General features: G+C 59.3%; 6 protein-coding genes, 2 tRNA genes and 3 rRNA genes. 6 read left to right on the top strand and 5 right to left on the bottom strand.

Annotated features, from left to right (window positions below; translation table 11 throughout):
• Nucleotides 1-255 precede the first annotated feature (255 nt).
• The 5 genes from B0W80_RS32625 to rrf all read left to right on the top strand — a co-directional run bounded on the left by B0W80_RS32625 (nt 256) and on the right by rrf (nt 5,442).
• A 16S ribosomal RNA gene (locus B0W80_RS32625) occupies nt 256-1,790 on the top strand.
• A gap of 71 nt (nt 1,791-1,861) precedes the next feature.
• Nucleotides 1,862-1,938: transfer RNA gene (locus tag B0W80_RS32620), tRNA-Ile, on the top strand.
• A gap of 28 nt (nt 1,939-1,966) precedes the next feature.
• Nucleotides 1,967-2,042: transfer RNA gene (locus B0W80_RS32615), tRNA-Ala, on the top strand.
• A 302-nt stretch (nt 2,043-2,344) separates the two neighbouring features.
• Nucleotides 2,345-5,215 (top strand): 23S ribosomal RNA (locus B0W80_RS32610).
• A gap of 114 nt (nt 5,216-5,329) precedes the next feature.
• Nucleotides 5,330-5,442 (top strand): 5S ribosomal RNA (rrf, locus tag B0W80_RS32605).
• The 16S, 23S and 5S rRNA genes sit together here with 2 tRNA genes alongside, the layout of an rRNA operon.
• Nucleotides 5,443-5,763: 321 nt before the next feature.
• Here the strand turns inward: rrf and B0W80_RS32600 are convergent.
• On the bottom strand, nt 5,764-6,906 hold the full coding sequence (locus B0W80_RS32600) for a DNA topoisomerase IB (protein ID WP_077003296.1): 1,143 nt from the start codon (nt 6,904-6,906) through the stop codon (nt 5,764-5,766).
• A gap of 126 nt (nt 6,907-7,032) precedes the next feature.
• On the bottom strand, nt 7,033-8,214 hold the full coding sequence (dinB, locus tag B0W80_RS32595) for a DNA polymerase IV (protein WP_083745784.1): 1,182 nt from the start codon (nt 8,212-8,214) through the stop codon (nt 7,033-7,035).
• Between the two features lie 110 nt (nt 8,215-8,324).
• Here dinB and B0W80_RS32590 point away from each other — a divergent pair, with 110 nt between their 5' ends.
• Nucleotides 8,325-8,885, top strand: a complete 561-nt coding sequence (locus tag B0W80_RS32590; RefSeq protein WP_083745785.1) for a putative glycolipid-binding domain-containing protein — start codon at nt 8,325-8,327, stop codon at nt 8,883-8,885.
• Nucleotides 8,886-8,908: 23 nt separating this feature from the next.
• Here the strand turns inward: B0W80_RS32590 and B0W80_RS32585 are convergent, their stop codons facing one another.
• From B0W80_RS32585 to B0W80_RS32575, 3 genes are all read right to left on the bottom strand, one after another.
• Nucleotides 8,909-10,237 carry an MFS family transporter gene (locus tag B0W80_RS32585; protein WP_077003293.1) on the bottom strand — a complete coding sequence of 443 codons (1,329 nt, stop codon included), beginning with the start codon at nt 10,235-10,237 and terminating at the stop codon, nt 8,909-8,911.
• Nucleotides 10,238-10,346: 109 nt separating this feature from the next.
• Nucleotides 10,347-11,345 carry a tripartite tricarboxylate transporter substrate binding protein gene (locus B0W80_RS32580; protein ID WP_077003292.1) on the bottom strand — a complete coding sequence of 333 codons (999 nt, stop codon included), beginning with the start codon at nt 11,343-11,345 and terminating at the stop codon, nt 10,347-10,349.
• Nucleotides 11,342-12,259: a LysR family transcriptional regulator gene (locus B0W80_RS32575; RefSeq protein ID WP_077003291.1), complete on the bottom strand. Its 918-nt coding sequence runs from the start codon at nt 12,257-12,259 to the stop codon at nt 11,342-11,344. The genes B0W80_RS32580 and B0W80_RS32575 overlap by 4 nt, the downstream gene beginning before the upstream one ends.
• Nucleotides 12,260-12,516 lie beyond the last annotated feature (257 nt).

Raw genomic sequence — 12,516 nt, 5'->3', positions numbered from 1 at the left:
CCGTGTGATAATCGAAGGCTCCGCTGATCGCAGCGAAGCAGACAAGAAGAGCGAAGAGATCGAGAGATTTTGAGCTTGGACTTGTGGGGATCGTTAAAAATACACAGCCGATAAGCGTGGGCGTTTGAGGCGAATGGCCAAGTTCTTCGGAACTGAAGCCTTTTAGGCTTTCAAATGCTCATGAGAATAGAAGTGAAGTTCACTTCAATTCCGTTTTTATGAGTTTGTCTCGAGAGAGACGTTAAATTCAAGATCGAACTATAGAGTTTGATCCTGGCTCAGATTGAACGCTGGCGGCATGCCTTACACATGCAAGTCGAACGGCAGCACGGGAGCAATCCTGGTGGCGAGTGGCGAACGGGTGAGTAATACATCGGAACGTGCCCAATCGTGGGGGATAACGCAGCGAAAGCTGTGCTAATACCGCATGAGATCTACGGATGAAAGCAGGGGACCGCAAGGCCTTGCGCGAATGGAGCGGCCGATGGCAGATTAGGTAGTTGGTGGGGTAAAGGCCTACCAAGCCTGCGATCTGTAGCTGGTCTGAGAGGACGACCAGCCACACTGGGACTGAGACACGGCCCAGACTCCTACGGGAGGCAGCAGTGGGGAATTTTGGACAATGGGCGCAAGCCTGATCCAGCCATGCCGCGTGCAGGATGAAGGCCTTCGGGTTGTAAACTGCTTTTGTACGGAACGAAAAGGTTCTTTCTAATAAAGAGAGCTCATGACGGTACCGTAAGAATAAGCACCGGCTAACTACGTGCCAGCAGCCGCGGTAATACGTAGGGTGCAAGCGTTAATCGGAATTACTGGGCGTAAAGCGTGCGCAGGCGGTGATGTAAGACAGTTGTGAAATCCCCGGGCTCAACCTGGGAACTGCATCTGTGACTGCATCGCTGGAGTGCGGCAGAGGGGGATGGAATTCCGCGTGTAGCAGTGAAATGCGTAGATATGCGGAGGAACACCGATGGCGAAGGCAATCCCCTGGGCCTGCACTGACGCTCATGCACGAAAGCGTGGGGAGCAAACAGGATTAGATACCCTGGTAGTCCACGCCCTAAACGATGTCAACTGGTTGTTGGGTCTTCACTGACTCAGTAACGAAGCTAACGCGTGAAGTTGACCGCCTGGGGAGTACGGCCGCAAGGTTGAAACTCAAAGGAATTGACGGGGACCCGCACAAGCGGTGGATGATGTGGTTTAATTCGATGCAACGCGAAAAACCTTACCCACCTTTGACATGTACGGAATTCGCCAGAGATGGCTTAGTGCTCGAAAGAGAACCGTAACACAGGTGCTGCATGGCTGTCGTCAGCTCGTGTCGTGAGATGTTGGGTTAAGTCCCGCAACGAGCGCAACCCTTGTCATTAGTTGCTACATTTGGTTGGGCACTCTAATGAGACTGCCGGTGACAAACCGGAGGAAGGTGGGGATGACGTCAAGTCCTCATGGCCCTTATAGGTGGGGCTACACACGTCATACAATGGCTGGTACAAAGGGTTGCCAACCCGCGAGGGGGAGCTAATCCCATAAAACCAGTCGTAGTCCGGATCGCAGTCTGCAACTCGACTGCGTGAAGTCGGAATCGCTAGTAATCGTGGATCAGAATGTCACGGTGAATACGTTCCCGGGTCTTGTACACACCGCCCGTCACACCATGGGAGCGGGTTCTGCCAGAAGTAGTTAGCCTAACCGCAAGGAGGGCGATTACCACGGCAGGGTTCGTGACTGGGGTGAAGTCGTAACAAGGTAGCCGTATCGGAAGGTGCGGCTGGATCACCTCCTTTCTGGAAAACAGTCGTTCAAATTGAACGCCCACACTTATCGGTTGTTGGAAGAGGTCGAGTGATCGACTTATGGGTCTGTAGCTCAGCTGGTTAGAGCACCGTCTTGATAAGGCGGGGGTCGTTGGTTCGAGCCCAACTAGACCCACCATCTTCTGATATCCATGCGAGAGGACATCGGGGGATTAGCTCAGCTGGGAGAGCACCTGCTTTGCAAGCAGGGGGTCGTCGGTTCGATCCCGTCATCCTCCACCATCATCCTGGTTTTATTTCTTCAACACCAAAGAGGCTTGGCGTCAAACGCGAGGCTTCTTTGTTGTTGATCGAAATTGTTCGATCAATCGGCTGTTCTTTAAAAATTCATAGAGTCGAATCAGCGTTGTCGACGGAAAGGGCGAGAGCCCACTGTGCCGTCGGCAACATGAATTTTGATTGCGTCAAATGAACTTCACTTCGAAGCAATTCGAGAGTTGAAGACGGCATAACGCGTCAGGTGAAAGACCTGACACATTCCTTGATGAGCTTTGGATCTCTGTGAAGAGACGTCAAAGTTATAGGGTCAAGTGAATAAGAGCATGTGGTGGATGCCTTGGCGATGATAGGCGACGAAGGACGTGATAGCCTGCGATAAGCTTCGGGGAGCTGGCAAATTAGCTTTGATCCGGAGATTTCCGAATGGGGAAACCCACCGAAAGGTATCGTTATCTGAATACATAGGGTAACGAGGCGAACCGGGTGAACTGAAACATCTCAGTAGCTCGAGGAAAAGACATCAACCGAGATTCCGAAAGTAGTGGCGAGCGAAATCGGAGAAGCCTGCTAGTGATAGCACAAGACTTAACGGAACGGCTTGGAAAGGCCGGCCATAGTGGGTGATAGCCCCGTACGTGAAAAGACTTGTGTGGTACTGAGCTAGCGACAAGTAGGGCGGGACACGTGAAATCCTGTCTGAATATGGGGGGACCATCCTCCAAGGCTAAATACTCATCATCGACCGATAGTGAACTAGTACCGTGAGGGAAAGGCGAAAAGAACCCCGGGAGGGGAGTGAAATAGATCCTGAAACCGCATGCTTACAAAAAGTCGGAGCCCGCAAGGGTGACGGCGTACCTTTTGTATAATGGGTCAGCGACTTACATTCAGTGGCAAGGTTAACCGAATAGGGAAGCCGTAGAGAAATCGAGTCCGAATAGGGCGTCTAGTCGCTGGGTGTAGACCCGAAACCAAGTGATCTATCCATGGCCAGGATGAAGGTGCCGTAACAGGTACTGGAGGTCCGAACCGACTAGTGTTGCAAAACTAGCGGATGAGCTGTGGATAGGGGTGAAAGGCTAAACAAACTTGGAAATAGCTGGTTCTCTCCGAAAACTATTTAGGTAGTGCCTCAAGTATTACCTTCGGGGGTAGAGCACTGTTTTGGCTAGGGGGTCATGGCGACTTACCAAACCAAGGCAAACTCCGAATACCGAAGAGTACAGCTTGGGAGACAGAGCACCGGGTGCTAACGTCCGGACTCAAGAGGGAAACAACCCAGACCGCCAGCTAAGGTCCCTAAAATTGGCTAAGTGGGAAACGAAGTGGGAAGGCTAAAACAGTCAGGATGTTGGCTTAGAAGCAGCCATCATTTAAAGAAAGCGTAATAGCTCACTGATCGAGTCGTCCTGCGCGGAAGATGTAACGGGGCTAAGCCAGTTACCGAAGCTGCGGATGCACAGTTTACTGTGCGTGGTAGGAGAGCGTTCTGTAAGCCTGTGAAGGTGCGTTGTAAAGCGTGCTGGAGGTATCAGAAGTGCGAATGCTGACATGAGTAGCGTTAAAGGGGGTGAAAAGCCCCCTCGCCGTAAGCGCAAGGTTTTCTACGCAACGTTCATCGGCGTAGAGTGAGTCGGCCCCTAAGGCGAGGCAGAGATGCGTAGCTGATGGGAAACAGGTCAATATTCCTGTACCGATGTGTAGTGCGATGTGGGGACGGATCTTAATAGTTCATCCGGGTGTTGGATGTCCCGGTTTAGCTGGATGTAGGCGTCAGGTAGGCAAATCCGCCTGACATATACCGAGGCCAGCGATCGAGCGAGCTTGCTCGTGAAGTGAATGAACGAGGTTCCAGGAAAAGCCACTAAGCTTCAGCTGCACACGACCGTACCGCAAACCGACACTGGTGCGCGAGATGAGTATTCTAAGGCGCTTGAGAGAACTCAGGAGAAGGAACTCGGCAAATTGACACCGTAACTTCGGAAGAAGGTGTGCCCTATTAGTGTGAAGTGAACAACGGAGCATGAAAGGGTTGCAAAAAATCGGTGGCTGCGACTGTTTATTAAAAACACAGCACTCTGCAAACACGAAAGTGGACGTATAGGGTGTGACGCCTGCCCGGTGCTGGAAGATTAAATGATGGGGTGCAAGCTCTTGATTGAAGTCCCAGTAAACGGCGGCCGTAACTATAACGGTCCTAAGGTAGCGAAATTCCTTGTCGGGTAAGTTCCGACCTGCACGAATGGCGTAACGATGGCCACACTGTCTCCTCCTGAGACTCAGCGAAGTTGAAATGTTTGTGATGATGCAATCTCCCCGCGGAAAGACGGAAAGACCCCATGAACCTTTACTGTAGCTTTGTATTGGACTTTGAACGGATCTGTGTAGGATAGGTGGGAGGCTTTGAAGTGCGGTCGCTAGATCGCATGGAGCCAACGTTGAAATACCACCCTGGTGCGTTTGAGGTTCTAACCTTGGTCCATTATCTGGATCGGGGACAGTGCATGGTAGGCAGTTTGACTGGGGCGGTCTCCTCCCAAAGCGTAACGGAGGAGTTCGAAGGTACGCTAGTTACGGTCGGACATCGTGACGATAGTGCAATGGCATAAGCGTGCTTAACTGCGAGACTGACAAGTCGAGCAGATGCGAAAGCAGGACATAGTGATCCGGTGGTTCTGTATGGAAGGGCCATCGCTCAACGGATAAAAGGTACTCTGGGGATAACAGGCTGATACCGCCCAAGAGTTCATATCGACGGCGGTGTTTGGCACCTCGATGTCGGCTCATCTCATCCTGGGGCTGTAGCCGGTCCCAAGGGTATGGCTGTTCGCCATTTAAAGAGGTACGTGAGCTGGGTTTAAAACGTCGTGAGACAGTTTGGTCCCTATCTTCCGTGGGCGCTGCAGATTTGAGGAAGCCTGCTCCTAGTACGAGAGGACCGGAGTGGACACACCTCTGGTGTATCGGTTGTCACGCCAGTGGCATTGCCGAGTAGCTAAGTGTGGAAGAGATAACCGCTGAAAGCATCTAAGCGGGAAACTCGTTTCAAGATGAGATCTGCCGGGGCCTCGAGCCCCCTGAAGAGTCGTTCTAGACCAGGACGTTGATAGGTCGGGTGTGGAAGCGCAGTAATGCGTTAAGCTAACCGATACTAATTGCTCGTGCGGCTTGACCCTATAACTTTGATCAGCAAATCAAAGAAGTTATGCCAAGTGACGCAGTCAAATACCACTGATTCCACTCTATGAATTCGCCGTCCTGGCGCAAAACCAGGACAGCAACCCTTTATGCCTGATGACCATAGCGAGGTGGTCCCACTCCTTCCCATCCCGAACAGGACAGTGAAACGCCTCAGCGCCGATGATAGTGCGGGTTCCCGTGTGAAAGTAGGTCATCGTCAGGCTCTTACAGCCCCAAAAAGCCCAACCCCACAAGGTTGGGCTTTTTGCGTTTCACCCAACTCAATCTCGTGCAGATGCCGAGCAGCAACCGTCGTGGCTATTCAAGTGCGCGACCACGCCTCGGTGGCCCAACCCACCCGCAGCCACCCTAGCCGCCATTCCTACGCACTAGCCCCCGGCCGCAGCTGCCGCCTCAGTATCTTCCCAACATTCGTCTTCGGAAGACTCTCCCGAAATTCAATCTGCTTCGGCCTCTTGTACCCAGTCAACTGCTCTTGGCAGAAGCAAATGCCCAGGGTCAATGCACTAGGACCGTCAACCCGTCAACCCTTGCCAGCTTTGGGGACCAGCGTGCGCTGCGCCCGCTTCGCATCCATTCTCGATTGCCGCAAGAACGCCAGCAATCTCGCCTCGGCGGAATAAAGCCGGCGAACGCTTTTCTTCTTCCCTGCAAGCTCGTCCCAAATTTCCGTCATTTGCCCCGAATCGCTGGCAAGCTTGGCGCCTAGCGCTAGAACTGCCGGGTGTATGTATGCCTTTTTGCAAACGGCCGGTGTGTTTCCGAGCTGCTTCGCAACCGCGGCGAGGATCTCTTTCGCGCTGAAGCGTGACGAGCGAGAGACGCTGTCGTCGCAGGGTTGGTTCTCTGTGCTGCAAGCCAAACGCGTAAGTTCCAGCGCCTGGACGGTGCCGTGCCACGTGCGAAAGTCCTTGGCCGTGAAGTTGTCGCCCGCGGCATCCCGGAGGTAGTCGTTGACGTCGCTGGAAGACACGCTCCGAACTTCACCGTCTTCGTCTTCGAACTGGAACAATTCCTGTCCCGGCAACTGCTGGCAGCGGCGTACGATGCGAGCCACGCTGGGGTCATCGACTTTCGCGGCGTGAAGAATCCCGCTCTTGCCTCGAAACCGTAGCTCCAACGAAGCTCCGCGCACGCTCACATGCCTGTTGCGCAAAGTGGTAAGTCCGTACGAGCGATTGCTGGTCGCGTACTCTTCATTGCCGACGCGCAAAAAGGTGATGTCCAGCAAACGCACGAGCGTGGCAAGCACGGTCGTTCGATGCGGTGACGTCTCTTTGCTGCCGGCTTGCAAGTCACGCACGACACGTGCCCGGATCTTCGGCAGGGCCCGGCCGAAGAGTTCGAGACGCTCGAACTTCGTCTCGTCTTTCATCAGCCGCCACTCGGCGTGATACCTGTATTGCTTGCGGCCACGGGCGTCCATGCCTGTCGCCTGCAGGTGCCCATTCGCCAGCGGGCAGATCCAGACATCGGTGTAAGCGGGCGGAATGGCCAACCTCCTGATGCGTGAAATGTCCTCCGCGTTGCGCAACCAGCGGCCTTGAGAGTCGCGATAGCGGAAATGTGCTCCGTGTTTGACGCGGCTCAGTCCGGCCATGCCTGGTTCCACGTAGACAAGGCCGTTGGCAAGTTCGGTGGGATGCGCGCTCGCGTTGGCTGACATGAAGGTGGCTCGAAGTTTGAGTGACAGAGTGCACTCGGCGAGCCAACTCCGCGAGATGGCGCGCGACGAAATGCTCTGTAGGACACCGTACTTGCCGCAAGTGCGCGGCCGCTTGCAACTGATGCCTCAAAAAAGCGAAGCGGTGGTTTCCATGCCTGACCGTATCGACCCGAACGGCTCAACCCTCGCTTCAGCGCTCTCCGCCTTTACCAGCGCACCTACTCGCACCCCGAGCAGCCTCAGGGGCTTCTCCAGCGGCACGCGCTTGAGGCAACGTCCCGCTGTCGTCCGGATGATCTTTGCATCGGCGGTGAAGCGCTGGATGGTCTGGTCACGGGTCGCGATCTTGAAATCGTCGTAGCGCAACTTGATGCCGATGGTCTTGCCGACATATCCCTTGCGCTGCAGATCCTCCGCCACCTTTTCGCAGAGGTGCGTGAAGATCGCGCCCAGTTCGGCCCGGTCACGCACGGCGTGCAGGTCGCGATCGAAGGTGGTTTCGCGGCTCATCGAGACAGGTTCGCTCTCGGTCACCACCGGACGATCGTCACGCCCCCAAGCCACTTCATGCATCCAGGCACCGGTGGCTTTGCCGAAGTTCTCGACCAGCCACGCGCGATCGCGCGCCGCAAGCTCACCGATGGTACGGATACCGAGGCGCTGGAGCTTCTCGTCGCCCTTGGGTCCGATGCCGTTGACCTTGCGGCATGGCAGCGGCCAGATGCGCGTCTGGAGGTCGCTTTCGAAAACGACGGAGATGCCGTTGGGCTTTTCGAACTCGCTGGCCATCTTGGCTAGCAGCTTGTTGGGAGCGACGCCGATCGAGCAAGTCAACCCGGTGGCGTCGTAGATGGAGCGCTGGAGCCGTCGAGCCAGCATCCGCCCGCCTTCGATCTGACCCTCGGGCACGTCGGTGAAGTCGATGTACACCTCGTCCACACCGCGATCCTCCATCAATGGAGCGGTGTCGGTGATGATCTTCTTGAAGGTGCGCGAGAAGCGCCGGTACTCATCGAAGTCGACCGGCAGGACGATCGCCTGCGGACACAGCTTGGCCGCCTTCATCATCCCCATGGCCGAGCCGACGCCGAAAGGCCGGGCGGGGTAGGTTGCCGTGGTGATCACGCCGCGGCCCACGTAGTCCCGCAGCAGAGGAAAGGCTGCGACGGGAATGTCGGCCAGCGCGCCGCCCTCCGGCACGTGACGAAGCGCCTCGTCCAGCCTGCGCCGGCCGCCGCCGATGACGACCGGCAAGCCCTTGAGCTGCGGGTAGCGCAACAGTTCCACCGAGGCATAGAACGCGTCCATGTCGAGGTGAGCGATGCGGCGAATCGGAGCAACTGTCACGTCACGGATTCTGAACGCTGGCGGGCTGGCACTGGTGCGCAGGGGGCATCGATGCCATCATGTCGGCCATCATGCAAATCGTTGCCACCATGTTCTGGCGCCGGCTCGACCTGCCCGGCCACGATGCCTGCCGCCTCGAAAAGCACGGCGACGGATGGCAACTCGACGGGGCGGCTGTGTTCCGCAGCGAGAACGGACAGCCGGCCCGCCTGGACTATCGCGTGCATTGCGACAAGGCCTGGCATGCGAAATGGGGCCGCGTGCGCGGATGGGTCGGCTCGCTGGCAGTCGACTACGCGATCGCCCGCGCCAGTAACGGTGCCTGGACTCTCAACGACCAGCCGGCACAGGGACTTGCTCACTGCACCGACCTCGACCTGGGATTCACACCTGCCACCAACCTTCTGGCATTGCGCCGACTGAACCTGAGCGTCGGTGAAAGCGCCGAGTCGCCCGCAGCCTGGCTCGACCTCGACGACGAAGGACTCAGCGCACTGGTGCAGACCTACGAACGCCGCACCGAATCCGATTACTGGTATCAAGCCGCACGCTTCGACTACGAGGCGCTGCTGGTCGTCACCCCTGACGGTTTCGTCACGGACTACCCGAAGCTCTGGCAGTCCGAGGGCTGACGCCCCTGCGCCGCGTGCGGCGTTCAATGCTCGTGATGCAGATAGCTGGCCTGCCGCGGCAGCCTCCAGCTCACCACGAAGGCGATCGCCATCATCGCCGTCACGTACCAGAAGAACGCCGACTCGTGGCCAAGGGATTTGAGACCCAGCGCCACGTACTCGGCCGAGCCGCCGAAGATCGCGTTGGCCACGGCGTAGGCAAGTCCGACGCCGAGCGCACGCACCTCGGGCGGAAACATCTCAGCCTTCACGATCCCGCTGATCGATGTGTAGAAGCTCACGATCGCCAGCGCCACGATGATGAGCGCGAAGGCGGCCACCGGGCTGGTCACATGCTGCAGCGCGGTCAGGATCGGCACGGTCGCCAGCGCGCCCAGGGCACCGAAGAGCAGCATGTTGTTGCGCCGCCCGATGCGATCCGACAAGGCACCGAACACCGGCTGCAGGCACATGTAGACGAACAGCGCGCAGGTCATCACGTAGCTGGTCGTTTTGATCGGAAGGCCCACCGTGTTGACCAGGTACTTCTGCATGTAGGTGGTGAACGTGTAGAAGATCAGCGACCCACCCGCGGTGAAGCCCAGCACCGTGAAGAACGCCGCCTTGTGATGCCGGAACAGGCCGGCGAGCGTGCCCGCGTCCTTGTTGTCGCGGCTCTCGGCGCTCGACGTCTCATGCAGCTGGCGGCGCAGTTGCATCGCCACCACCGCAGTCAGCGCACCGATGACGAAGGGAATGCGCCAGCCCCAGGCCTTCAGCTCGGCCTCGCTCAGCAATTGCTCGAGCACCACGATCACCAGCACCGCCAGCAACTGCCCGCCGATCAGCGTGACGTACTGGAACGACGAGAAGAAACCGCGTTGTCCCTTCAGCGCCACTTCGCTCATGTAGGTGGCGGTGGTGCCGTACTCGCCGCCCACCGACAAGCCCTGGAAGAGCCGAGCCAGCAGCAACAGCACCGGCGCCCAGGCGCCGATACTCGCGTAGGTCGGCATGCAGGCAATGGCGAGCGAGCCCGCGCACATCATCGTGACGGACACCACCATCGAATACTTGCGGCCCTTGCGGTCGGCGATGCGGCCGAACAACCAGCCGCCGATCGGCCGCATCAGAAATCCAGCCGCGAACACGCCTGCCGTGTTGAGCAACTGCGCCGTCGGATCGGACTTGGGAAAGAACGAGGCCGCGAAATAGATGGCCGAGAACGCGTACACGTAGAAGTCGAACCACTCGACCAGGTTGCCGGACGAGGCACCCACGATGGCGAAGATGCGACGTCGTTTTTCTTCCGCGGTGTAGTGCGGGACCGCGGAGGGCGTGCTGGCGGATGCAGCGGGCGTGACTGCGCTCATGATCGCGTCTGGAGCCGTATCGGCTCATGTTGTTATGGCGTGACTCATTCTGCGCCGCAGCAATCGATGCGGCTGTCGGCCGGCGCCTTGCCCCGGTCGCCCGCGTGGATCAGTCGAACAGCGCCGCATGCCCGGCGACCAGGGTTCGGTTACGCACACGGTCGAGCGTGATCTCGCGCGCGAACGATTCGACGCTGCCGGCAGCCGGCAGGTTGTGCGCCTCGCGCAGCCACTGCCTGAGCGCCTCCGTGTTCAGGATGCGGTTGATCTCGGCATTGAGCCGCTGCACCACGCCGACGGGTGTTCGAGCGGGCGCGAAGATGCCGAAGAGCGACACCAGGTTGGCTTGCGGAAAGCCCAGCTCCTCCAGCGTCGGCACGTCGGGCAGCACGTCGAGGCGGGCGGGTGCGCCGACCGCCAGCGGCTGCAGCCGGCCGTTCTCGATGTACTGAAGCTGCTGCGCCGCCACGTTGGTCGACAGGACCTCGAAGTGTCCGGCCAGCGCATCCTTGAGCTGCGGGCCGCCACCCTGGTAAGGAATGTGCGTGATGACCGCGCCGCTCTGCGCGCGCACTTGCACCAGCACCATGTGGCCGAGCGTCGCCACCCCCGAACTGGCCCAACGCACGGCGGCCGGCTGCGACCGTGCCAGTGCAACCAGCGCGCCGAAGCCGCGTCCCGCGAAGGCCGGGGTGCCCACCACCAGCACCGGGGTTCGCATCACGCTGGCCACAGGCACGAAGGCTCGCACAGGGTCGTAGCGCACCCGCGTGAGGAGCGGCTGCAGCGTGAGCGGGCTGATCGCCGAGAAGGCAAGCGTGCAGCCATCGGGCGCAGCGCGCGCGAGCGCGGCCATGCCGACGCTGCCGCCGGCGCCGGCGCGATGTTCCACGAGCACCGGCACGCCAAGTGCCTGCGACAAGGGCTGGGCCAGTACCCGGGCCATGCCGTCGCTGACGCCGCCTGGTGGGTACACGACCAGCAGGCGCACCGGCCGATCCGGCCACGGAGCAGGCGCCGCCATTGCCCTGCGCGGCGCGCACCAAGCGGCTTGCGACGCGCAGGCCGCCAGGCCCCATCGAACGACCGTGCGGCGCCGCATCGTCATCCGGCCGCGGCGCGCACGCGCAGCAGCGTCGCGAAATGCAGGGCCGGCAGGTTGTCCTCTCCCTCGCGCGACACGAGCGTGAGCGGCGCGTCGAGTGCCGCGCTGTCCGCCAGCGCGATATAGCGGATCGCGTGGGGATGCACGCCGCCCATGGAGGCCGGCACCACCGACAGCCCGACGCCTGCCGCCACCAGGTTCAGGTTGGTCATCATGCGATCCACCTCGGCCACCACCCGCGGCTGCAATCCCTGCGCCTGGCACAGCGTCAGCAGATCGGCGTACAGGCCAGGTGCGCCGGGGCGCCTGACGAGGATCAGTCCCTCCTCGCAAAGCCGGGCGAGCGACAACGGGGCGAGCCGCCTTGCCGGGCCGGCCTCTCCGGCAAAGCGATGGTCGCGATGCATTGCCACCAGCACCGGCTCTCGCAGCAGCGTCTCGAAGTGCAATCCCTCCGGCCGGGCCACCGGCATGCGCAACAGCCCGCAATGCAGGCGCCCGGCTGCCAGCGCTTCGGTCAGCTCGGCGGCATTGCTTTCGCTCAGCTTGAGTGCAACGCCCGGGTGGCTTTGACGAAAGTCCCGCAGCGCGTCGGGCAGAAAGCGGTGTGCTGCCGCCGAGCTGGTGAAGCCGATGGACAGTTCACCTTCCTGCCCGCGCGCGACGCGCGCCATGCGCTGTTTCATCGCCTCCATGTCCTGCAGCATCCGCAGCGCCTCGGTCTGGAAGCGGCGTCCCGCATCGGTGAGCGCCATGCCGCGTGGATGGCGCTTGAACAGCGCCAGGCCCAGCTCGCGCTCCAGAGCCTTGATCTGCTGGCTCAGCGGCGGCTGTTGGATGCCCAACTGCTCGGCGGCACGCGTCATGTGGCCGGTCTCGGCCACGGCGGCGAAGTAGCGCAGTGCTCTCAAGTCCATACGTTGTTCATATCGAAGTGGGCTGTTTATTTAATTTGACCCTAAGTCACTGCTGATTCATCTTCGCAGCTTCACCAAGAGGTCCCTCGAAACCTCGATCGCCCGATCAGCCTTCTGCCCCGTTCGCCTCCCTTTTGCCTCGTTTGCCCGGAGACAAGTTCAATGCCGTTCCCCCGTTTCAGCCGTCCAACGTCCGCGATCCAGGTCGTCCCACTGTGCCTGGCACTGCTCCTCGCTGCGTGCGGCGGCGGTGGGGG

It is taken from the genome of Variovorax sp. KK3, assembly GCF_001984055.1.
Taxonomy (GTDB): domain Bacteria; phylum Pseudomonadota; class Gammaproteobacteria; order Burkholderiales; family Burkholderiaceae_C; genus Variovorax.
This window is presented reverse-complemented; position numbering and strand designations above follow the sequence as displayed.